This window comes from Stakelama marina (genome assembly GCF_018122655.1).
Classification (GTDB): Bacteria; Pseudomonadota; Alphaproteobacteria; order Sphingomonadales; family Sphingomonadaceae; genus Sphingomonas; species Sphingomonas marina.
Map to the genome: position 1 here is coordinate 39899 of NZ_JAGRQC010000001.1, position 20615 is coordinate 60513.

Annotated in this window: 23 protein-coding genes; 11 read left to right on the forward strand and 12 right to left on the reverse strand. The window is 65.5% G+C overall.

Features of this window, described 5'->3' with window-relative positions; translation table 11 throughout:
• Window positions 1-114 precede the first annotated feature (114 nt).
• The 4 genes from J7S20_RS00150 to J7S20_RS00165 are packed head-to-tail and all read right to left on the reverse strand — an operon-like array spanning window position 115 to window position 3304.
• Window positions 115-1128, reverse strand: coding sequence for a peptidoglycan-binding protein (locus J7S20_RS00150; protein ID WP_347709212.1), 1014 nt, complete (start codon window positions 1126-1128; stop codon window positions 115-117).
• Window positions 1125-1568: a hypothetical protein gene (locus J7S20_RS00155; RefSeq protein ID WP_284052208.1), complete on the reverse strand. Its 444-nt coding sequence runs from the start codon at window positions 1566-1568 to the stop codon at window positions 1125-1127. Before J7S20_RS00155 ends, J7S20_RS00150 begins: the two co-directional genes overlap by 4 nt.
• Entirely contained in the window at window positions 1565-2890 is a 1326-nt protein-coding gene (fliI, locus tag J7S20_RS00160) for a flagellar protein export ATPase FliI (protein ID WP_284052209.1), read from the reverse strand. Before fliI ends, J7S20_RS00155 begins: the two co-directional genes overlap by 4 nt.
• A 9-nt stretch (window positions 2891-2899) precedes the next feature.
• Window positions 2900-3304 carry a flagellar biosynthesis repressor FlbT gene (locus J7S20_RS00165; protein ID WP_284052210.1) on the reverse strand — a complete coding sequence of 135 codons (405 nt, stop codon included), beginning with the start codon at window positions 3302-3304 and terminating at the stop codon, window positions 2900-2902.
• Between the two features lie 162 nt (window positions 3305-3466).
• Between J7S20_RS00165 and J7S20_RS00170 the strand changes: the two genes are divergently transcribed.
• From J7S20_RS00170 to J7S20_RS00180, 3 genes are read left to right on the forward strand one after another with little or no spacing between them, the layout of a single operon-like run.
• Window positions 3467-4765 carry a flagellar hook protein FlgE gene (locus J7S20_RS00170; protein WP_284052211.1) on the forward strand — a complete coding sequence of 433 codons (1299 nt, stop codon included), beginning with the start codon at window positions 3467-3469 and terminating at the stop codon, window positions 4763-4765.
• A 40-nt stretch (window positions 4766-4805) separates the two neighbouring features.
• Window positions 4806-6902 carry a flagellar hook-associated protein FlgK gene (locus J7S20_RS00175; RefSeq protein ID WP_284052212.1) on the forward strand — a complete coding sequence of 699 codons (2097 nt, stop codon included), beginning with the start codon at window positions 4806-4808 and terminating at the stop codon, window positions 6900-6902.
• 11 nt (window positions 6903-6913) lie between these two features.
• On the forward strand, window positions 6914-7819 hold the full coding sequence (locus J7S20_RS00180) for a flagellin family protein (RefSeq protein ID WP_284052213.1): 906 nt from the start codon (window positions 6914-6916) through the stop codon (window positions 7817-7819).
• A 91-nt stretch (window positions 7820-7910) separates the two neighbouring features.
• Here the strand turns inward: J7S20_RS00180 and J7S20_RS00185 are convergent, their stop codons facing one another.
• Together J7S20_RS00185 and J7S20_RS00190 are read right to left on the reverse strand one after the other, a co-directional pair.
• Entirely contained in the window at window positions 7911-9755 is a 1845-nt protein-coding gene (locus tag J7S20_RS00185) for a hypothetical protein (protein ID WP_284052214.1), read from the reverse strand.
• A gap of 5 nt (window positions 9756-9760) precedes the next feature.
• The gene (locus tag J7S20_RS00190) at window positions 9761-10012 is read right to left on the reverse strand and encodes a hypothetical protein (RefSeq protein WP_284052215.1); all 252 of its coding nucleotides are present in this window, start codon (window positions 10010-10012) and stop codon (window positions 9761-9763) included.
• A 97-nt stretch (window positions 10013-10109) separates the two neighbouring features.
• Between J7S20_RS00190 and J7S20_RS00195 the strand changes: the two genes are divergently transcribed.
• Window positions 10110-10511: a hypothetical protein gene (locus J7S20_RS00195; protein WP_284052216.1), complete on the forward strand. Its 402-nt coding sequence runs from the start codon at window positions 10110-10112 to the stop codon at window positions 10509-10511.
• A gap of 18 nt (window positions 10512-10529) precedes the next feature.
• On the opposite strand, the gene J7S20_RS00200 is transcribed toward J7S20_RS00195, so the two are convergent.
• From J7S20_RS00200 to J7S20_RS00215, 4 genes are read right to left on the reverse strand one after another with little or no spacing between them, the layout of a single operon-like run.
• Window positions 10530-11129 (reverse strand): MotE family protein, encoded by a 600-nt coding sequence (locus J7S20_RS00200; RefSeq protein ID WP_284052217.1) that lies wholly within the window; start codon window positions 11127-11129, stop codon window positions 10530-10532.
• Window positions 11129-11737, reverse strand: a complete 609-nt coding sequence (locus tag J7S20_RS00205) for a DUF6468 domain-containing protein (protein ID WP_284052218.1) — start codon at window positions 11735-11737, stop codon at window positions 11129-11131. Before J7S20_RS00205 ends, J7S20_RS00200 begins: the two co-directional genes overlap by 1 nt.
• A complete protein-coding gene (gene fliM, locus J7S20_RS00210; RefSeq protein WP_284052219.1) occupies window positions 11734-12753 on the reverse strand; it encodes a flagellar motor switch protein FliM in 1020 nt (339 codons plus the stop codon). Before fliM ends, J7S20_RS00205 begins: the two co-directional genes overlap by 4 nt.
• The gene (locus J7S20_RS00215) at window positions 12750-13289 is read right to left on the reverse strand and encodes a flagellar basal body-associated FliL family protein (protein ID WP_284052220.1); all 540 of its coding nucleotides are present in this window, start codon (window positions 13287-13289) and stop codon (window positions 12750-12752) included. Before J7S20_RS00215 ends, fliM begins: the two co-directional genes overlap by 4 nt.
• Before the next feature lie 134 nt (window positions 13290-13423).
• Between J7S20_RS00215 and J7S20_RS00220 the strand changes: the two genes are divergently transcribed.
• The 7 genes from J7S20_RS00220 (at window position 13424) to J7S20_RS00250 (ending at window position 18293) form a co-directional block, all read left to right on the forward strand.
• Window positions 13424-14170, forward strand: coding sequence for a flagellar hook basal-body protein (locus tag J7S20_RS00220; protein WP_284052221.1), 747 nt, complete (start codon window positions 13424-13426; stop codon window positions 14168-14170).
• A gap of 30 nt (window positions 14171-14200) precedes the next feature.
• Complete coding sequence (gene flgG, locus J7S20_RS00225) at window positions 14201-14986, forward strand: flagellar basal-body rod protein FlgG (RefSeq protein ID WP_284052222.1); 786 nt, start codon at window positions 14201-14203, stop codon at window positions 14984-14986.
• Window positions 14983-15450, forward strand: coding sequence for a flagellar basal body P-ring formation chaperone FlgA (flgA, locus tag J7S20_RS00230; RefSeq protein ID WP_284052223.1), 468 nt, complete (start codon window positions 14983-14985; stop codon window positions 15448-15450). Before flgG ends, flgA begins: the two co-directional genes overlap by 4 nt.
• Before the next feature lie 25 nt (window positions 15451-15475).
• Entirely contained in the window at window positions 15476-16219 is a 744-nt protein-coding gene (flgH, locus tag J7S20_RS00235) for a flagellar basal body L-ring protein FlgH (RefSeq protein ID WP_284052224.1), read from the forward strand.
• A gap of 242 nt (window positions 16220-16461) precedes the next feature.
• Window positions 16462-17289, forward strand: coding sequence for a flagellin (locus J7S20_RS00240; protein ID WP_284052225.1), 828 nt, complete (start codon window positions 16462-16464; stop codon window positions 17287-17289).
• A 222-nt stretch (window positions 17290-17511) separates the two neighbouring features.
• Window positions 17512-17859 carry a hypothetical protein gene (locus tag J7S20_RS00245; RefSeq protein WP_284052226.1) on the forward strand — a complete coding sequence of 116 codons (348 nt, stop codon included), beginning with the start codon at window positions 17512-17514 and terminating at the stop codon, window positions 17857-17859.
• Between the two features lie 107 nt (window positions 17860-17966).
• A complete protein-coding gene (locus J7S20_RS00250; RefSeq protein WP_284052227.1) occupies window positions 17967-18293 on the forward strand; it encodes a hypothetical protein in 327 nt (108 codons plus the stop codon).
• Between the two features lie 264 nt (window positions 18294-18557).
• On the opposite strand, the gene J7S20_RS00255 is transcribed toward J7S20_RS00250, so the two are convergent.
• Both J7S20_RS00255 and J7S20_RS00260 read right to left on the reverse strand, forming a co-directional pair.
• The gene (locus J7S20_RS00255) at window positions 18558-19223 is read right to left on the reverse strand and encodes a flagellar hook assembly protein FlgD (RefSeq protein ID WP_284052228.1); all 666 of its coding nucleotides are present in this window, start codon (window positions 19221-19223) and stop codon (window positions 18558-18560) included.
• Between the two features lie 12 nt (window positions 19224-19235).
• A complete protein-coding gene (locus J7S20_RS00260) occupies window positions 19236-20585 on the reverse strand; it encodes a flagellar hook-length control protein FliK (RefSeq protein WP_284052229.1) in 1350 nt (449 codons plus the stop codon).
• Window positions 20586-20615: the final 30 nt, after the last annotated feature.

Genomic DNA, 20615 nt, shown 5'->3' on the forward strand with positions numbered 1-20615 from the left:
TAAATGACTTCGGGTGGGCGACTGCCCCCTTCAGAGGTCAGCCGATCAAGCCGTTAGCAAATATAGGTTGAAATATAGGATGATTTAGAGGGTTCGCGGATCGTCCGACGGAATTTATGCGTAAGCGGTGGCGCCGTTGTCGCTGAATCGGTCGGGACGGATGTGCGACGCGATATAGTTGTTGAGCCAGGCGCGGTGCGCATCGGCGGCGCTTCCCGCCTGATCGATACGATCGGCAGCCCGACCGGCACCGATCTGCGCCTTCAAGAGCGTGGCTGCGCGCCGGTCGCTCAACCCCCCGTCCAGAAAGCGAACGGCGTCGCCGGGGCCGAGATGATGGCCCAGATAAGCGAGCTTTGCGAGCGCGGCCGGGTTGTCGGGCGTGCGAATGCCCGAATTGCGGATATGGTCGATATTCGACCGGGCATAATCGGCAATCGTATTGATCGACGCTTCGGCGTCGTACCGCAGCGCCAGGAGCGGCCCGCGCGCCTGGGATCGGACATTGCCGCGCGAATCGAGCCAGCCCTTGTCGCGCGCGACGTCGTTGAGCCAGTTCCCCTCGCGTTCGGCCATCCCGATCCAGGTCCGTGACAGGAACTGACCGAGCCCGGCCGCGCTCGAACGCGGATTGCGCGAAAACAGGTTCCAGCTCCCGTCGGAGCGCTTGGCCGCTTCGGCATCGATGATTGCCGCGAGCGAAGGGGCGGGGACGCCGCTTCGCTCCGCTGCGCGCTCGAGCGCCGGCGCATAGCCGGCGTTGACGCCCAGTCCACCGACGGCATCGACCGCTCCGTTCGATTGCGCCGCCATGTTGGCGACCGGGCCGGGGCTGGGCGCAACGACGGTGGGGGTGACCGGGCTATACCCTGCCGGCAGCAGCGATTCGGGACCGGATAGCGATGCGCTGCCCGGTGCTCTGTTACGCGCGACAAGCGAGGTCAGCATCGAATCGAGCGATCCGGGCGTGCCGGCGGCCTGCCACGAATCCGCACGATCGGTGCCCCGGTCGGCGCCGCCGATTGCGGCCTGCCACAGCCGGTCCGTCACCTCCGAACGCGCTTGCGAATAAATCAGCCGAGCGCGCGCGGCGGGGTTCATCGTGCCGAGGTCGATCGTCTGCATCATCGCTCTCCTGCCTGCGGTCGCCGCGCGGCATTTGCGTCGCGAACGAAGCGGGCGGTCCCTGCCTCGTCGGCGGCCTGCTGCTCTGCGCGTTGGCGCCTGCGTTCGACATCGAAGCGAAACCGGTCCGCGGCGTTTTCGATCGCGCGCATCGAGCCATAGGTTTCGGCCGCTCGTCCGCGCAGCATCTCGACATTCTCCGCCGCAGCGATGCGCCGCGCATGAAGCGTTGCGCGCTCTGCCAGCTTGCGGCGCAGATAGGCATGCGTCGACATCGCCCAGTCGGCCGAGGCGGTATGACATTCGCGCGCGACTTCCTCGCGCAGCACGGCATGCGCATCGTCGATCTCGACCAGGCGCGACGCTTCCGCATTGATCGCGATGCGCACCTGATCGAGTTCGCGTCTGCGGGTGCGCAGGATCGCGTCGAACGGGGTCTTCATGCGGGCGTCTCCAGCAGTGCCGCGAGCTGCGCTAAATCCTGTTCGGCGTTGCCGCGGTCCTTCTTGGTCTGTTTGAGCAGATTCTCGATCGCGGGTGCGAGGCGGATCGCGGTGTCGACAGCGGGGTCGGACCCCGCCTTGTACGCGCCCAGCCGGACAAGCTCTTCCATGTCGGCATAGGTCGAAAGCAGCGCAGCGGCGTTCATGCGGACGGCATTTTCAGCGTCGCTGTGACATTCGGGCAGCATGCGCGACACCGATTTGAGCAGGTCGATCGCCGGATAGCGACCGCGCTCGCCGATCTTGCGCGACATGACGATATGGCCGTCGAGAATGCCGCGCACCGCATCGGCGATGGGTTCGTCGTGATCGTCGCCATCGACCAGCACGCTGAACAGCCCGGTGATCGATCCCTGTCCCGGCCCGCCGGGGCCGGCGCGTTCGAGCAGGCGCGGCAATTCGGCAAAGACGGTCGGCGTATATCCCTTGGTGGCGGGCGGTTCGCCGTTGGCGAGGCCGATTTCGCGCTGCGCCATGGCGAAGCGCGTGACCGAATCCATCAGGCACAATACGTCGCGCCCGGCGTCGCGGAAATGTTCGGCCATCGCCAGCGTGGTCCAGGCCGCCTGACGGCGCATCAGCGCCGGGGAGTCGGACGTGGCGACGACGACGACGCTGCGCGCCAGTCCTTCGGGGCCGAGATCGTCCTCGATGAATTCCTGGACCTCGCGCCCGCGCTCGCCGATCAGTCCGATGACCGCGACGTCGCAATCGGTCCACCGCGTCAGCATCGACATCAGCGTCGATTTGCCGACACCCGACCCGGCGAATAGGCCCAGGCGCTGCCCCTTGCACAAAGGTGCGAAGATATCGAGCGCGCGGACACCCGTTTCGATCTTGGCGCCGACACGGTTGCGGCTCGCGGCTGCGGGGGGATCGGCCTTGATCGGACGCGCTTCGGGGCCGAGCTGTAGCGGCCCCTTGCCATCGATCGGCCGGCCCAGCCCGTCGACCACGCGGCCCAGCCAGCCATCGGCCGGGCGCAGGCGCGACTGGCCGGCGGCAAGATCCGCGCGCGATCCGGCCGCGACGCCGCGCGGATCGCTGAACGGCAGGCAGTGTGCAACGTCACGGTCGAGACCGGTGACTTCCGCATCGACCAGTCCTTCATCGCTGCCGATAACGATCTGCGACCCGATGCGCGCGGCGCCGAGCAGTCCTTCGACCTCGATCAACGCGCCGCGCACCGCGGCGACCTTGCCGAAGTGGCGGTCGGGAGCGATCGCGCCGATCGCTCGCGTTGCGGACGCCAGCGTCTGCATCGGTCGGCCTCAGGCGGCGTCAGCCGGAAGCAGCCGGCCGAGCGCCTCTGCCTCATAGGCGATCAGCGCGCGGCATTCGGTCAGGGCGCGATAGAAATCGCAGGCCGCGACGCGGCGCGCGAAGGCGACGCAGTTCGCCTTCGCCTCGGGCGCTTCGAGCGCGTGGATGAGCTGTTCGAACAGCGTAAGAATATGGCTCTGGTGCTGGACCAGATTTTCAGGATCGAGATACGCCATCATGCAGGCGAAATAGAGCCGCTTGGCCGGCGTATCGGCGTCCTCGGGAGCCATCACGTCGCGGCCGCGCAGGATCGCCGCCTCATTCTCTACGACGATGTCGGTCCGGCCCGAAGACCGCAGCACTGCGCCGTTGATGACGATCTTTTCATTGTCGCGAAGGGAAATGCGGAGCATCGGGCGGTCCTTGGTTGCTGAATGCTCCCATTATAGAGGCGCGTCGCACCGCCGGGCGGGCAGCTAGGAAAAATTTGCCGCCCTTTGGGATTGGGGTCGTGACCCCTCTACAATTGCATCTGGGGCAGGCGCGCGCCGCCCGTGAACCAGGAGATGCATCTCGTGAGCCTTTATTCCGCTCTCTATGCCGGCGTGTCCGGCCTTAGCGCCCAGTCGAGCGCAATGGCGACCGTTGCCGACAATATCACCAACATCAACACCATCGGCTACAAGGGCGTCGAGGCCGATTTCAAATCGCTCGTCACCGATGGATCGATCCGCAGCAGCTATTCGGCGGGCGGCGTTGCGGCCGCGCCGCGCGCAACGATTTCCAAACAGGGGCTGCTCCAGGCGTCGAGCAGCCAGACCGATCTCGGCATCGAGGGTGCGGGCTTTTTCGTGACGCGCGCGACCGAAGACCAGGCCAGCGGCGTCGCATTCACCCGCGCGGGCGCCTTCCGCCCCGACGAACAGGGCTATCTGCGCAATACCGCCGGCTATTATCTGCAAGGCTGGAAGCTCGATGCGACCGGCGGTTTCACCAACACCGGCAGCCTCAACGAATTGCAGCCGGTTCGCCTCAGCGGCCTTACCGGGACGGCGGTCGCCACCTCGCATCTTCAGGTGCGCGCCAATCTGCAATCGACGCAGGCCCCGCTGACCGGCGCCTATGCCGCGGGCGACATGGCGACGGGCACGCTGACCCCGCATTTCTCGCGCACCTTCGAAATCTACGACGCGCAGGGTGGTGCACACCAGATCACGATGGGTTTTGCCAAGACCGGCCCGAACCAGTGGGTGGCCGAGGTCTATGGCGATCCGGCCGAAGTGACCGCCGCCAACGGCCTGCTGTCGAGCGGCAATGTCGCGTTCAATCCCGACGGTAGCCTCGACCTCGCGAATTCGACGCCGGCGCTGTTCGACACGTTGAACGTCGCGTGGAACAACCAGGCGGGATCGTCGCCGATCTCGCTCGACCTCGGCAGCCAGGACGGGCTCGACGGACTTACGCAGTTCGGCAGCGAATCCGCGCTGATCGCCTCCAGCGTCGATGGCGGCATGCTCAACAATCTCGTCTCGGTAGAGGTGAACAAGGAAGGCGTCGTCAGCGCCATCTTCGACGACGGCACCGCGCGCGCGGTCTTCCAGTTGCCGGTCGCGACCTTCGCCAACCCCGACGGCCTGACCCGCCTGCCGGGCAATGCTTATGGCGTTTCGCAGCAGTCGGGCAATGTCGCGATCAATCGCCCCGGCGAACTGGGCAGCGGTGCGATTTCGGCGGGAACGCTGGAGGCGTCGAACGTCGATCTGGCGCAGGAGTTCACCAACATGATCCGTTTCCAGCGCGCCTATAGCGCGTCGTCGAAGATCATCACCACGGTGGACGACATGCTCCAGGAAGTCAGCGCGCTGAAGCGCTGACGTTCGTGATCGACGCCAATAGCTGACAGGGCACGACCAGATGTCGTTAAGTGAAATCCTGGGATCGGCGGTATCCGGCCTGTCTGCTGCGCAGGCCGGACTCCGTTCGGTATCGAACAACATCGCCAATGTCAGCACGCCCGGCTATGCGCGCGAGCGCGTATCCCTTTCGACCGGTGTCACGCAGGGACGCGTTTCCGGCGTGGTCATCGGAGAGCCGGCGCGCGTTGCCGACCGTTTTCTCGAACAGTCGGTATATCTGCGCTCGGGCGACATGGGCCGGGCGGATGTGACCGCCAATTATCTCGATCGTTTGCAGGCGCTGCTCGGCGAGCCGGGGGCGGAATCGGGGCTGCCCGCGCGGCTCGACGCGATTGCCGCGTCCGCGATCGAGATGACCGGCGCGCAGAGCTCCACCCAGACCGCGTCCGCCTTTACATCGAACGTGCAGGATGCCGTGGCGTCGCTCCGTCAGCTCGACAGCGACGTCGCGGTACTGCGCGGGGACGTGGAGTCGGAAGTCGGCTATTCGGTCGATCAGATCAACGGCCTGTTGCAGCGCATCCATACGCTCAACGCCACCGTCGCGCAGCAACAAGGGCTGGGCCGCAGCACGGCAGGCGCCGAGGGGCAGCGCATGTCCGCGATCGAGGAACTGAGCGGGATGATGAAAATCTCCACCCGCCAGCAGCCCGACGGTCGCATCAATATCGACGCCGCAAACGGTGCGGTGCTGGTCGATGGCCGGCTGCGCCAGCTTTCCTATCCGGTCGCGGGAGACGGGGTCGCGCAGCCAAGCTATCCGGTGATCGACATCCGTTTCGCCAATTCGTCCGGGGAGCCCGGCGCGGCCACCGGCGAAAAGCTCGATACCGCGGCGATCGGTGGCAAGCTGGGCGGCCTGCTCGACCTGCGTGACCGTGCGCTGCCGGGCTTTTCCGACCAGCTCGGATCTTTGTTCGGCGGGCTTGCAGAGACCTTGAACGCGGTATCGAACGCCGGAACGACGTTCCCGCCGCCAAACCGGCTTGAAGGACGGCCGACGGGGCTGATCGGCGGTGATCGGCTTGGCTTTACCGGGCAGGCGGTTTTTGCCGTCACCGACCAGAAAGGCGTGCTGGTCGCGAGCACGTCGGTCGATTTCGACGCGCTGGGTGCGGGAGCGACCGTCGATGACGCGATCGCCGCGATCAATGCGGGGCTGGGCGGGCAGGCAACCGCCAGCCTGCAGGGCGGAAGCCTGACGCTTGCCGCGACAAGCAGCGCGAACGGTGTCGCGATCGGGCAGGGCACGCCGCCCAGCGCCCGTGCGGGTAACGGCTTTTCGCACTATTTCGGAATGAACGACATTCTGCGCAGCGAGAGCGGAACGCTGGTCGCACCGGGCTTTGACGCTGGCGACCCGCATGGTTTCGGTGCCGGGGAGACAGCGCAGATCGTGCTGCGCGATTCGGCGGGCCGTACCCTCGGCAAGGCGACGCTGACCGGGTCGGTCGGTCCCACCTTCGGCGATCTCGTGACCGAGCTGAATCAGGGAACGCTTGGCGCGTTCGGCACCTTTGCCCTCGACGATCGCGGCCGGATGAAGTTCGACGCCAATCCGAGCGTTGCCGGTGCATCGATATCGATCCCGTCCGATTCGACCAGCCGCTATGGCACGGGGGTATCCTTCTCGACGCTTTCGGGGCTGACCGGCCATGCGAGTGGACTGGACAGCGCAGCGGTGCGCAGTGCCGTTCTGTCCGACCCGCGCAAGCTGCCGCTCGCTCAGCTTCAGACGGGCGCTGCCGTGGGGCAGCCAGCGGTCGGCAGCGGCGATACGCGGGGCGCCGGCGGCTTTGTCGATGCCCTGGCTGCGGTCGTCGATTTCGGCAAGGACGGCGCCTCGACCATCGAGCGTTTTTCCAGTCTGTTGATGGGGCGTACCGGGACCGAGGCCGCACAGGCCAAGGACATGCTGTCCGACGCCACTGCCCGGCGCGACGATGCGGTCAACCGCCGCGACAGCTATGCCGGCGTCAATCTGGACGAGGAACTGTCGCAGATGGTCGTGCTGCAGAACAGCTATTCGGCCGCTGCGCGCGTCATGACGACGGCGACGAAAATGTACGACACACTTCTTGAAATGGTCCGCTGAAAGGTAGCGTAATGAACCGGGTTGCCACCATTCCCCTCCAGCGCACGATGGCCGACGCCATCCAGCGGGCACAGCAGAAACTTTCGGCCACCCAGACATCGCTGTCGACGGGCAAGAAGGCGCATGACTATGCCGGGCTGGGCACCGAAGCGGTGCGCACGATCTCGGCACATTCGATGCTTGCCAAGCAGCAGGCGCAGGCACAGACGTCGAAGCATGTTGCGACGACGCTTGCCATCTACGACGCGCACGTCACCGGCATCGATACCGCGATGGGCGATCTGCGGACGCAGATCGTCACTTCGATCGGCACCGACCAGTCGTCGGGGCTGCAGGACATGATCCAGGGCGCGTTCGATCAGTTCCGCAACAGCCTCAACGCGGCCGAGGGCGGCGTTTCGCTATTCTCCGGATCGCGCGGCGACGTCACGCCCTTTGCGCCGCAGACGCTGGCCGAGGCGGCGGCGACCCCGTCCACCGATGCCTTTCGCAACGATGACGTGCGCCCGACCGCGCACATCGCCGATGGACGCAACATCACCTATGGTATCACCGCGAGCGAGGTTGGGCAGGGCATTTACGAAGCGTTCCGGACGCTTGCGGCGGCGGGGCCGATCGGTGCGACGCTGACCGATGCGCAGAAGACCGCGCTGCAGGACGCACTGACGCAGATCGACGACGGCATGACGACATTGCGCGCGGTGAACGGCGAAAATGGGCGCAAACAGGGCCAGCTCGAAACGCTTAGCGAGCGCGCCGAACAGCGTTCGCTGCTGCTTCAGGACATTATCGCCGATAACGAGGACGCCGACCTCGGCAAGGTCGCGGTCGATCTCGCCCAGCAAAAGGCGACACTGGAGGCGAGCTATTCGGTGTTTGCCCAGCTTTCGTCGCTGAACCTGACCAAATTCCTGTAGGGCAGGCTTCACCGCAACCGCGGCAGATGTGAAAGAAGGGGCGCAGTCTTCAGACCGCGCCCCTTTTTTCGTTGTTCGGTCCGTGTACGACCTATTTGCTTGCGAGCTGGACCGCAGCCGGATCGATCGCGAGGAGATCGGCGATGTCGCCGGCCGGGCTTGCGGTCGGAATCGCCGCCATCGCGCCTGCCACGGTATCGGGATTCAGCGCATCGAGCGGACCGGTCAGAAGGTCGAAAGCCGGGGCAGTGGACAGCCCGGCAAACGCCTTGCCATAGCGATCGCGCAGACCCGCCAGCCCGCTTTCGCGGCCGAGCATCGCCAGCGCCACGGCGCGGCGCAGGATGATCGCCTGGGATACGTCGCTAAGCTTGCCCGCCTTCGGCAGCGTGATCTCGCCGCCCTCTGCCAGCGCCTTCCAGTTGCGGCGGCGCCATTCGATTTCGTCGCGGATCGCATCGCCGTCGGGTACGCCTTCGAGCGTTGCGAGCGCCTCCTCGGTGCGGCCGAGCTGGTTGAGCGCCACGGCTTCGACACGGTTGCGCGACCACCGCATGTCGTCCGGATAGACATTGCCGTCGGTATCGCGGATCGCATGGAGCGCTTCGTCCGGTTCGCCCGCCAGAATATACAGTTTCGCCACGCGCACCGAGAGCGGGCCTTGCGCGACGTCCTTCAGCCGCGCCGTCAACTGATAGTCGAGTAGTTCGGCCGCCCGCTTGTAGAGCCTGGCCGCCTGCAAGCGGTCGGCGAGCTGGCTTACCAACAGGTCGCCGCGCGCGCCGGCTGGCGTCAGATCGCGGTAATTCCAGAACAATCCGGCAGCTTCGGGAAGCGCGAGCTTGCTGTCGGGGGCCAGGATACCCGCCAGGCGGTCCTGCAGCGAGGAGAGCAGCGCACCGCTGTCGGTCGAGGCAGGAAAATAGCGAAACAGCGTGGCGCCGGCCTGCAGCACGGCGCGGTCTTCCTCGAGCTTGCCGGCGAGCCGATAGCGCAGCCGCAGCGCACGTTCTTCAAGCTTGCCCCCGCGCCAGCCATAGCTGATCTTGTCGAGCTGTTTCAGCATGTCGCGCGGAGCACCGTGGCCATGCGCGACGCGGCCCTCGATCATCGAGATCCTGGCGTCGGCGGCCTGAAACGGGGTGCCATTGTCTTCGACGCGGTCGAGACGCAAACGGGCCTCCTGCTCCTGGCCGAGCGCGAGATAGGCGCGGCCGCGCAACAGGTTCACGGCAGGATCGGAATCGGCGAGCGTATTGAGCAGCGCCAGCGTGCGCGCTGGACGATGGGCATCGAGCGCGGCGCGCGCGGCCGCGATCAGGAACGGAGCACGCTGCCCGCGTGGGCGCGAAGCGATCGCCGTTCGCGCGCAGGACCATTGCATCAGCGCGTCCGATCCCATCCCCGCCTCACCGAGCGTACGAAGGCGCCAGGCACAGGCTTCGGGATTGTCGACCAGCCGGTCGCCGGACAGCGCGGCGAGCGCATCGCCGGTGCGCCCGAGCCCGACCAGCGCCGCGCCGAGCGCGAGCTGATAGGCGGGGACGAGTTCGAGGTCGGGGTCGTCCTTGGCCATTACAGTGAGCACGCCGAGCGCATCGGCTGAATCGCCACTGCCGATCAGGCTGGAGGCGTAGCGCCACCGCGCCTGTTGCCGCGTGCCGGGCGTGCTGCGCGCGATCGCGCGCCACGCGTCGCGATAGGGAACCGCCTTCCAGGCTTCGCTTGCTTCGATCATCGGCGCATTGGCGAGCGACGCCGCAAAGCCGGGTAGCGCAACGGACGGCGCGTGATCGACCTGCTTTCCAGCGCCCTGCGATTGGGCGGGCGAGGACGGTGCTTGGTGGCCGGACGCATGGTCGCCGTTCGGTGCGGTTGCCGGGGCTGCCGAGGTCAGTGCCAGCCATGCCGATGAGACGAGAAGGATCGTTCGCATAACGATCAGCCCGCAAATCGAAGCAGGGCGACGAGCCCTGCGCCACCGACCAGGCAGCCGACCAGAAACAGGATCGCAGGGATCAGGAACGAGCCGGTAGCAGGCGCCGTGTCTGCCGCTGCGGCGCCCGAAGCGGCGTCTGCGCCGCCTCCCGCCTGTTGCGCGCCATTCGCGACCGCAACGGCGCTCCCCGCTCCGGGCGAGGGGCTGCCGCTGCTGACGATCTTGATCTTTCCAGGCCTCTGATCGCGGCTCATGCGGTCTCCGAATGAAATTATCCTCTATTATAGAAAGGTGGCGGGCCGCAGGTGTCGGCTGGCCGGACTTTTCGATCCCCGTGACGGACAAGACGACATGATGCGCAGGCTCCTTCTTATCGGCAGTGCGACGATCGCGGCGCTACCGCTTGGCGGCGCGCAGGCATCGGGCGGCGGCAATGGAACGGACCTCGCCTTCATTCCGATGGAGCGCATTTCGGTGCCGATCGTCGATGCCGGACGTGTCGAAGGAGCGCTTCGCTTCAGGATCGTCCTGGAAGCCAAGGATGACGAGGCGGCGCAGAAGCTGACGGCGGAACTGCCGACGCTGCGCGCGCAGGCGCTGAGTATCGGTTCCGAATTTTCGCGGCTGTCGGCGTCGCCGTTCATCGCCGTCGACGCACGCCGCTTTTCGGCCGAATTGAATCAGGCGATGCACAAGCGCGAACCGGCCATCGCCCGCGTCCTGCTGGTAGAAGTGGCGGCGCGGTCTTCCTGACCGCGCACGCCCCCCAAATTACTTTCCTGTTTTCCCGGCTTCCGCCTTCGCGGGCGGCGTTGCCTTGCTCGGCTGCGAAACGGCGACTTTGACCGGTTCGGGCTTGCGGCCGGCCAGCGCCATGCTGAGCCGGGCAGCGCCTGCAGGGCTCATTGCCGCCAAGAGCTGCGCCGTCGAACGCTCGCGCATCTTGCGGGCGACCGCAAGCTGCACGTCCAGGTCGAGCTTTTCGAACACGATCGCGGCCTTTTTGGCCTTCATCGACTGATAGATGCGCGCAAGCTGATCGACGGTGGCGTCCTGTTCGGCCTCCGCCGCCTTGGCCTTGTCGTCCTTGCCCGTCGCCTGCGCTGCCTGCTTTTCCTTCAGGCGGGCATCGATCCGCTTCTGCGAGGCCTTCAGCACCTGTTCGCGCAGGTCGAGCGCCCGGGCGCGTTTGTTCTCGGCCTTGTCGCGCTCTGCAAGATCGGTTTCGATCGCCGAACCGAGCCGGGTCTGCTCAGCCGCTTTGGCAGATTTCTCCTCAGCAGCGTTGGGCGAGGCGCTGACGCCGTGCGCGACCATCGAAATGGCCGCGGCGCCGGCGGTCAGCATCAACAAAGAAGGGCGATACAGCATCACGCTGCCTCCTCGATCGACGCCACGACCTTCAGGTGCGGCTCGCCCTTGGCGGTTGCGCGCGTCGATGTGGTCTTGCGCGTGGCTGGCTTCTTGGCCTTTGCGACAGTCTCGCCCCGCTTTGCAGCCTCGCTGGCCTTGGGCGCGGTCTTACGCGTCCTGGCCGATGTCGCGGGGCGCTTCGCCGGGGTGCGTTTTACGGGTGCGCGCTTGCGCTTTGCGGCGGTAGCGGGCTCGGCCTTTGCGGCATCGTCCTTTTTCGCGGTCATTGCCTTGGGCTGCGCTGCGGCGGGTGCAGGGGCCGCCGCCGCTTCGACGAGCCGTTCCGCCATGGCGTTGGCGATGCCGATCATCATGCTCAGCTCTTCGCGGATTTCTTTCGCATCAGCCAGTGCGCGCGCATTCGCCGCGCCGTCGGTCGACAGCGTGTTCTTCAGGTTGGACAGCACCGTTCGCGCCTGCGCGGTTGCCGTGTCGAGTGCGGTCACCGTGCGATCAAGCTGTCCTTCGCGGACTTCCTTCAGGCTGCGCATCATGCGCACGCTCTGCACCAGCACGGCGAGGCAGAAGATGATGGTGATGATGTTGGTGAAGGTCGTGAAGCTCATCGTGCCTGTTCCTGTCCGATTTCGGTGACCATGCTGATTGCGATATGATTTCGGCGCCGGCCGATCTGGGCGCGGGCCAGCGGAACGCCGCCGCACTGCACCTCGACAGGGTTGTCGGGGGCGACATCGAACGCGAGCGTCTGACCGACTTCAAGCGCGCGGACATCGGCCAGTCGCAGTTCGCGTTCGCCGAGCAGCGTCGAAATCTCGATCTCGGTCTGGCGGATCTCGGCCTCCATATGATCCTTCCACGTCGTATCGCCGCCCAGCTTTTCGCCCATGAAACGCTGGGTCAGCTTGCCGCGCACCGGTTCGAGCGTGGCCGAAGGCAAAAGGATGGTGAAGCGTCCGCCGCGGCCGTCCATATCGACGGCAAAGGTCGCCGCCGACGCGATGTTGGTGGGACCTGCGATCGCCGCGAAGCGCGGGCTGGTCTCGATCCGCTCCAGCTCCATCGTGACGGGGGCGATCGGCTCGAACGCGGCGCTGAACTCGCGCAGCGCCAGCTCGATCATGCGTGAGACCAGCGACGTTTCGATCGTCGTGAAGGCGCGCCCCTCGATCTTCTGCGGCGCGCTGCCGCGCTTGCCGCCGAGCAGGGCGTCGACAACGGCATAGATCAGGTTCGATTCCACCGTGACGAGGCCATAGTCCTGCCAGGTCGGCACCTTGAACACCGCAATCATCGCGGGCAGCGAGACACGGCTCATGAAATCGCCGAACCGCACGGGCACGATCTCGTCGAGCGAAACCTCGATCGCGTCGGACGTCAGATTGCGCATGCTGGTCGCGAACGACCGCACCATGCGCTCGCACACGACCTCGAGCATCGGCAGCCGTTCGTGGCTGACGACGCGCGATTCGATCACTGCGCGCAGGCCGCTCTTTTCGGGCAGCGGTTCGTTCGCATCGCCGAACAGCGCGTCGATACCCGCCTGGTCGAACGTCACCTCTCCGCCGACATCCGCCGCGGGCGGTTCGGGGAGGGCGATTTCCTCGAAATCGTCGCCGGTCATTGCTGAATCAGATCCTGAATGAGAACATCGCTGACCCCGCCGGTGCCGACAATTTCGCCCGCGCGCAGGATCAGTTCTTCCTTGATGCGATAGACTGCGGCAGAGCCGGCCAGATCCTCGGGCCGCAATTCGCGCAGAAACGGCTGATAGCGGTCGATGATAAGCGGCATCTTTTCCTCGATCTCCGCCTTCTTGTCTGCATTTGACGGCACGATCAGAAAGTGAAGTTTCAGAAAGCGTGCCTGGCCGTCGCTGGTGCGCAGGTTGACGACCATCGGCGGCACGTCGACGAAGCTGGCTTCGCCGCCTTCCCCGTGTCCGCCGCTCTCGGCTTCGCCATGGCCGCCCTCATCGGCGCTGCCATGGTCGCTTTCGGCTGCCGCCTTGTCACCGCCCATGAACATCATCGCGCCGCCGGTGCCGCCGCCGAGCAGCACCACCGCACCTGCCGCGGCGATGATCTTTTTCTTCTTCGAAAAGCGTGGTTGCTTGGCCGCTTCTGCCGGCGTGTTCGTTTCGTCGGTCTCGGTCGTCACGGGCGCCTTGCCTTCCTTCGTAAAAATCGTCGGGTCCGCCGCGGCGGGGTGTTTTCTTCCTATTATAGGATGGTGACCCGGCAATTTTTGCCGAGTGACGATTTTCGAAGCCGATTTTTTGAAACGGACGGCAGATGGATATTTCGTCTTACGTGCTGCTCAGCCAGGAACAGGCATTGAAGCGGCGGCTCGACATCGTGGCCAATAATATGGCCAATGTTTCGACCGTCGGATTCAAGCGCGAACAGCCGGTTTTTCACGAATATGTCGAAAAGGCCGACAAGGCGCTGGTCGACGACGCGAAGGACACGTCATTCGTGCTCGACTACCGGGCGATCCACGACATGGCGCCTGGCGCGTTCCAGCCGACGGGCAATCCGCTCGATGTGATGATCGAGGGGCCGGGCTATCTGGGTGTCGAACTGCCCGACGGCGCCGGTACCGCCTATACGCGCGCGGGATTCGTAAAGGTGCTCGAAAGCGGCGATCTCGCGACCGCCGGCGGCCAGCGCCTGCTCGACGAGGCGGGACAGCCGATCAACGTTCCGCCCGAACAGGCCGGACGCATCTCGATCGCCGGGGACGGTACCGTGATGGGGACCGACGGCCCGCTCGGCCGCTTGGCGGTCACGGTATTCGACGACGAGACGAACCTCGCCCCGCGCGGAGACGGCCTTTATGCCGGTGCGCAAGGCCGCGTGCTTCCCGCCGAGGAAACGAAATTGCGCAGCGGCGGCGTCGAGGGATCGAACGTCCAGCCGATCCTCGAGACCACCTCGATGATCGAGATCCTCCGTTCGTACCAGAACAGCGTTCGCATGTCGGAAAGTCTGAACGACATGCGCAAGCGCGCGCTCGACCGGCTTGGCCGGGTGAGCTGATCCACCCGATTTCACTGAAAGGCAAAACCCATGCGTTCTCTTTCGATCGCCGGCACGGGCATGCTCGCGCAGCAGACCAATGTCGATGTCATCTCGAACAATATCGCCAATATGAACACCACGGGGTTCAAACGGCAGCGCGCACAATTTCAGGATCTGCTCTATCAGCAGGTCTCGCGCCCCGGCGCCGCGTCCAACGGACCCGAGGCCCGCGTGCCGTCGGGCATCCAGATCGGCGCGGGCGTGCGCACTGGCGGCGTCTATCGCATCGCCGAACAGGGCGCGCTGACGCAGACCGACAACCGCTATGACCTCGCCATTCAGGGGCTCGGCTATTTCCAGGTCCAGCTGCCTTCTGGCGAGATCGCCTATACCCGCGACGGGTCGTTCCAGCTTTCGGATCAGGGCGAACTCGTCACCTCGCAGGGCTTGCGGGTCGAACCCGGCATCACCGTTCCGCAAGGCGCGGTCGATGTCGCGATTTCGAAGACCGGCGAAGTGCAGGTGAAGCTGGCGGGCCAGGCGCAGATGCAGACGGTCGGTCAGATCGAGCTTGCCACCTTCGTCAACGAAGCTGGGCTGGAGGCCAAGGGCGACAATCTGTTCCTCGCCACGGCAGCGTCGGGAGAACCGACGATCGCGGCGCCGGGCGAACCCGGTTTCGGCAGCGTCGCACAAGGCTTTGTCGAGGCCTCGAACGTCAATCCGGTGGCCGAAATCACCGCGCTCATTACCGCGCAGCGCGCGTATGAGATGAACAGCCGCGTCGTCAAAACCGCCGATGAAATGCTCGGCACGACGAGCCAGCTGCGATGACGGCGGTGCGAAACCTTTGTCCGCTGTTCGGCGCGGCGACGCTGCTTTGCGCGGTGCCCGCCGCAGCGCAGACCGCTCCGGCGACCGCCGCCGCCGACGTGCTTACGCATACGGTGCAGCGCGGCGACGTGCTTACGGCCAGCGACTTCGTCAGCGAAGAGATTCCGGTGGCGCGCGCGCGCAGCGTGCTTTCCGCGCAGGATGCCGCCGGAATGGAGGCACGCCGGATATTGCGCGCCGGCATGCCGGTGCGCAGCGGCGACCTGATCGAGCCGCGGCTCGTCCGGCGCGGGGAGCCGGTCACGATCAGCATTCGCAGCGGTTCGCTGGCGATCACCGCAAATGGCCGCGCGCTGGGCGACGCGGCGTTGGGCGAGCCGGTTCGCGTGTTCAGCGAAGCAACCAATCACACACTCGACGCCGTCGTCGAGGGCTCGGGCGCGGTCCGTATCGCCGCTCGCTAAGCTTTTCCTTGGGGAGTTCAGGAAAATGAAGAAGATTATCTCATCGATCGCGCTGGGCGCGATGCTGTCGGGATGTGCGTCGTTCGATCAGCTCGGCCGGATCGGCAAGGCGCCGGCGATGACGCCGGTCGAACCCGTTGCCGCGCCCGCCTATGAACCGTCGCTGGCGATGGAATCGACGGCGAAGCGCCGCGGCCAGCCCGTGGCCGGCGTCGAACGCCCCGAACCCAGCGCATCGCTGTTCCGCGCCGGAGCTGGCGCGCTTTTCCACGATCAGCGCGCCTCGCGCGTCGGCGATATCCTGACCATCAAGATCAACATCGCCGACAAGGCAGAAGTGGGCAATTCCACATCGCGGTCGCGCAACGGATCGGAAAATGTGGGGATCGCGTCGCTGCTCGGCCTACAAAAGGTTCTTCCCGGCGATCCGGCGAAGGCGGTCGATGCGTCCTCCTCGTCCAAATCGGGCGGGCAGGGTACGACGAGCCGCAGCGAGACGATCAACATGACGATGGCGGCAATCGTCACCGACGTGCTGCCCAACGGCAATCTGGTCATCAAGGGTCGCCAGGAAATGCGCGTCAATTTCGAGCTGCGTGAACTGATCGTCTCCGGCGTCGTCCGGCCGCAGGATATCGGGCGTGACAACACGATCGCGCACAGCCAGATCGCCGAGGCACGGATCAGCTATGGCGGCCGCGGCCAGCTTACCGACGTTCAGCAGGCGCGCTGGGGCCAGCAGATCTACGAAGCGCTGTTTCCGTTCTAAGTTCGGTTATCCGGTTCTCCGTCGGCAGCGCGTCGGGCAGTGCCCGGCGCGCTGTTTCGTTGTGCGCAGCATGGCTGCGGTAAGTTTCTGGTAACCATAAAAAAAGAAGCGATCGGTTTGGGGCGCCTTGCGATTTCTTTCCAGAATGAAGGGCGGGCCGCGATCTGTGCGGTGCGTCGGGGGTCAGCGTCACTGACCCGGGCCGCAGAAGGCGGCTCTTTTTCCCAGAAGGAAATTTGAAAATGGCGTTCTCAGTCAACACCAACGTCGGTGCGATGGCGGCTCTGCAGAGCCTGAATGCGACCAACAAGGGTCTCTCCCAGGTTCAGAGCCGCATCAACACCGGCTTGAACGTCGCCTCGACCAAGGACGATTCGGCATCGTTCACGATTGCGCAGACCCTCCGCGGTGACGTGGGTGGTCTCGGGGCGGTCAACTCGTCGCTCAACCGGGCGAAGAGCACCGTCGACGTGGCGGTTGCGGGTACGGAGCAGATCTCCGACATCCTCAACCAGATGAAGGCCAAGGCCATCCAGGCGTCGGACGACGGCCTGGACGCTGACAGCCGCACGGCGATCAATGCCGACTATACGGCTCTGAAGGAGCAGATCACCACGATCATCGCCTCTTCGGAGTTCAACGGCACGAACCTGCTGAAGGATGACGCGACCTCGACCGGCAAGGTCTCGGCGCTGCAGTCGCTCGATACCACGAGCACGCTGAGCGTTGCGAACCAGGCGTTCGACACCAACGTCACCACCGCCCTTGGCACCGGTCTTGGCACCAAGGCCGATGCGGACACTGCGCTTACCGAAATCGACACCGTGACCGCCACGGTGACGAGCACGCTCAGCACGCTGGGTTCGGCTTCGCGCAAGATCGAGGGTCAGCTTGAATTCAACAGCAAGCTGTCCGACGTGATCGAAAGCGGTATCGGCAACCTCGTCGATGCCGACCTCGCCAAGGAGTCGGCGAAGCTGCAGGCCCTGCAGGTCAAGCAGCAGCTCGGCGTCCAGGCGCTGTCGATCGCCAACCAGGCGCCGCAGACGATCACCTCGCTGTTCCGCTAAGTGGTGTATCTTGCTCTCCCGCGTTGATGGGCGGGCATTTCGGGGGTCGGACGCATGTCCGGCCCCCATTTTTTTGGGTGCGGAGTGAAAATGAAGCGGCGGCAAAGCCTGCGCTTTCGGGCGTCAGCGTCTATAATGAATCCAGGCAGAGAGGGAGTAAACGGTTTGTTTCCCAGAGTTCGGGAGATCGCCGACGCATTCGGGGCGGTTGTGCGGGTCAGCGTGGAACCGCATCCCGGAGGTGCGCTGGTCGTGATCGACCGACCCGATTCGCCGCGCGCGGGCAAGGTGATGCTCGATGCTTACGGCGCGGACATCCTGCTCGGATACATCATGTCGGCGCGACTGGCGGTGCCGGGCGAGATGCCCGAGGAAGAAATCGGCGGTGCCTTTCCGACGCGGTTCCAGCTTGAAAACGAACCCGCCTCCGCCGTGATCATCGACCAGCTTCATCAGCCCAGGCCCTTCCATATTCCGGCCCCCTTATGGGACCGGGTCTATGCCGAGCTATGCCTTGTCTGCGCCCATGCGCGCGAGCTGGAACGTCGCCGCGCGGCGCGCGTACATTGATGCGCAAACCTCCGCAAAAACCCGTAGCGTGTTTCACCGGGATTGGTCGAACGCATGATATCCGCGACAATGCGCGCCTCTTAACGGTCGCACATAAGGGTCATGCGTTGAGCGCACACGTCTTTGCCAATCAGTTCTCGTCGACTGCCGGCGCCAGCTCCATCCGCGAATTTTCGGTGAGCATGCGTCTGTCGCTTGCCGACGTGGGCGCGCTGTGGGCCGTGGCGGCCGACAAGCTGATGCAGAGCGGCGATCTCGACATGGACGACGTGATCGATGTGATCGGCCCGCAGGAGGATCCGTCGCTGGCCGATTGCCTGGCGGTCGTCGTCGGGCCCGTCCCGCCGGCTGGCTGCGAGGTGCGCGATTTCTCAATCGAAGAGGTCGTGCCGCAGGGCGATGTGCAGGCAGAGGCCGCCACGCTCGCCGCCTGAAAATCAGACAAGCCGATCAGAGACCGGGCACGGCGACGCTGTTTGGGGGAACAGTTGTTGTTGCACCGCTCTCTGCGAAGAGAGGACTTCCGGGGGCGCCCCCTCGACAGGGAGCGAACACGAAGGGGCCTTATCCTGCGAAAGGGGCACGCAGGAACCCCGGAAGTCCGAACATGGCATGTCGCGATACAAGGGAGGAAGCAGCCATGTCCTTCTTTCATTATAGCGCGCCGTACCCGCCTCAGGCGGCCATGCGCTTGATTTTTAGCCGTTCTGCGACACCATCCGGACCATCGCCGAGGCTGGAAGCGTGGCGCCGTTGACGCCGAGCTGAACCGCGCCATCGACGGTCGCGACCTCGCCCACCGTGCCTACGCTATGAACCGTGACAGGGACGCTGGTTCCGTTCGAGTCGAGACCTTGCAGCTCCAGCGAGTAGCTGCCCGGCGCGACCTTGCCGCCATTGGCGAGCGAGCCGTCCCAAACGAACTCGCCGTCCTTGCCGGGTGTAAGCGTGCGCGTTTCGACGACGCGGCCGCTGGCGTCGCTGATCGTGGCGGTGACGGACTGAACCGAACGGTCGGCCTGCCAGCGCCACTGCGCCGGCGTGTCCGCCGACAGGCCCGCGACGGGCGTGTCGAATTCAGCCTGTCTGCCGAGGAAATTCGCCGCCTGCGCCATGTCCTGCGTCGACAGGCTGGAGAGGATGTCCTTGAGCGTCGACGTCTGCTGGATCGACTGTTCGACCTGCGAATATTGCACCAGCTGCTGCGTATATTCCGACGTATCCATCGGATCGAGCGGGTCCTGGTTCTGCATCTGCGTCGTCAACAGGTTCAGGAACATGTTGAAATCGGCGGTGAGGCTGCTGGTCGCGGCTGGCGATGCGGCTACGTTCTGCGCCGTGGTCGCGGCGGAAATGCTGGTCATGGTCTGTAATCCTCAGGCGAAGAGATCGACGCCGCCACTGGCGCGGACTCGTCGATAGGCGGGTTCTTCCGGCATCGGTTCACCGGTATGGGCGAGGGTGTCGGGGTGCTGCGGCGTGTGCGTGTGGCGCTGGCCGTGCTGGCTGCCATCCTGTCCACGCCCGTCGAAGCGGAATGATTGCCCGTCGGTGCGCACACCGGCATCGCCCAGCGCGCGCGCAAGGTCCTGGCTGTCGCGGCGCAGCATATCGAGCGCGGCGTTGCTTTCGGCGCTGACATGCGCGCGCAGGCTGCCCTGATCGTCGAAATGCATGCGGACATGGATGCGACCGAGTTCGGCCGGATCGAGACGGATCGTCAGGCTGTCGCGACCGTCCTTGCTGTGCTTCGCGATTTCGACCGCGAGGTCCTTGCCGATCTGTCCGGCGCGAGCCGACACAACCGCTTCGGACGGGGCTGTGTGCGATGGCATGCGAATGGTGTCCGCCGCCTTGGGGGTGTTGTGATCCGCGCCAGAACCGGTTGCCGCCGCCAGCGATGAAGCACCGTCGCCACCATCGTTTGCGATGTGGCGGGCAAAGTCGTTCGCCGTGCCGTCTGCTGCCGGCTGAGCCGGGGCAGGGGTGGCGCGACCGCCAAGCTGTGCGGCGCCCGAACGCAGGGTTTCCTTGTCCTTGCGCGCGACCGCCGGCAGCGACGCATCGTCATCGGGTTCGGAAGTTTCTTGCGCCGCGTCTTGCGAGGGGTGAAGCTTCGCGGCTTCGACCGGTGCGGCGGCCGACGGCGGCAGCGATGCCACGATATCGTTCACGGGCCGCACGTCCTTGGCCGTCAGATGCTCCTTGTCCTTCGGCTCGGGCGCCGAATCCATGGCAGGCTGAGCGTCGATGACGGCCTCTTCAGGTTCGCCTTCGGTCTCAGTTGCAGTCTTGTCGAGCTGCGGAGATGCGTCCGCTACCGGCTTTGGCGTAATGGCCTGCATCTCGCCGTCGGGTTTATTGCCCGGCGTCGATTGGGTCACCGTCTTGCCCTTGGCATCGTCCGCCGGGGGCATTTGCTCCGTCGCCGCAGGATCGGCCACCGTGCCCAGCTTGCCATCGGCTGCGGTCGGCGCGGTGGCGATACCGGGTTGAGCCTGCGCCGCGCCGGTTCCGGCGTCAGTGGCGAGCAACGCGTTCATGCCGGGTGCGGTCGGCAGGCCGGAGCCGGCCGGTGGCGCACCCTCTGCCGGGGCGCCCATGGGCGCCGCGCCGAGAAGGCTCGCAAAGGCATTGCCGCCGCCGCTGCCATTGAATGGGGTGGCGCCCCCGGACAACCTTGGGGAGAAGTTGCTGCCGGTGACGAGCGAGAGGAAATAGGTCATGCGGTCCTTTCACCCGGGGGGCGCCTGTGG

Bases quoted from the DNA above. Each gene is read 5' to 3' on its own strand.
- J7S20_RS00150 (WP_347709212.1), bottom strand. From the start codon at position 1,128: ATGATGCAGACGATCGACCTCGGCACGATGAACCCCGCCGCGCGCGCT.
- J7S20_RS00155 (WP_284052208.1), bottom strand. From the start codon at position 1,568: ATGAAGACCCCGTTCGACGCGATCCTGCGCACCCGCAGACGCGAACTC.
- fliI (WP_284052209.1), bottom strand. From the start codon at position 2,890: ATGCAGACGCTGGCGTCCGCAACGCGAGCGATCGGCGCGATCGCTCCC.
- J7S20_RS00165 (WP_284052210.1), bottom strand. From the start codon at position 3,304: ATGCTCCGCATTTCCCTTCGCGACAATGAAAAGATCGTCATCAACGGC.
- J7S20_RS00175 (WP_284052212.1), top strand. From the start codon at position 4,806: ATGTCGTTAAGTGAAATCCTGGGATCGGCGGTATCCGGCCTGTCTGCT.
- J7S20_RS00180 (WP_284052213.1), top strand. From the start codon at position 6,914: ATGAACCGGGTTGCCACCATTCCCCTCCAGCGCACGATGGCCGACGCC.
- J7S20_RS00185 (WP_284052214.1), bottom strand. From the start codon at position 9,755: ATGCGAACGATCCTTCTCGTCTCATCGGCATGGCTGGCACTGACCTCG.
- J7S20_RS00190 (WP_284052215.1), bottom strand. From the start codon at position 10,012: ATGAGCCGCGATCAGAGGCCTGGAAAGATCAAGATCGTCAGCAGCGGC.
- J7S20_RS00195 (WP_284052216.1), top strand. From the start codon at position 10,110: ATGATGCGCAGGCTCCTTCTTATCGGCAGTGCGACGATCGCGGCGCTA.
- J7S20_RS00200 (WP_284052217.1), bottom strand. From the start codon at position 11,129: ATGCTGTATCGCCCTTCTTTGTTGATGCTGACCGCCGGCGCCGCGGCC.
- J7S20_RS00205 (WP_284052218.1), bottom strand. From the start codon at position 11,737: ATGAGCTTCACGACCTTCACCAACATCATCACCATCATCTTCTGCCTC.
- fliM (WP_284052219.1), bottom strand. From the start codon at position 12,753: ATGACCGGCGACGATTTCGAGGAAATCGCCCTCCCCGAACCGCCCGCG.
- J7S20_RS00220 (WP_284052221.1), top strand. From the start codon at position 13,424: ATGGATATTTCGTCTTACGTGCTGCTCAGCCAGGAACAGGCATTGAAG.
- flgG (WP_284052222.1), top strand. From the start codon at position 14,201: ATGCGTTCTCTTTCGATCGCCGGCACGGGCATGCTCGCGCAGCAGACC.
- flgA (WP_284052223.1), top strand. From the start codon at position 14,983: ATGACGGCGGTGCGAAACCTTTGTCCGCTGTTCGGCGCGGCGACGCTG.
- flgH (WP_284052224.1), top strand. From the start codon at position 15,476: ATGAAGAAGATTATCTCATCGATCGCGCTGGGCGCGATGCTGTCGGGA.
- J7S20_RS00240 (WP_284052225.1), top strand. From the start codon at position 16,462: ATGGCGTTCTCAGTCAACACCAACGTCGGTGCGATGGCGGCTCTGCAG.
- J7S20_RS00255 (WP_284052228.1), bottom strand. From the start codon at position 19,223: ATGACCAGCATTTCCGCCGCGACCACGGCGCAGAACGTAGCCGCATCG.
- J7S20_RS00260 (WP_284052229.1), bottom strand. From the start codon at position 20,585: ATGACCTATTTCCTCTCGCTCGTCACCGGCAGCAACTTCTCCCCAAGG.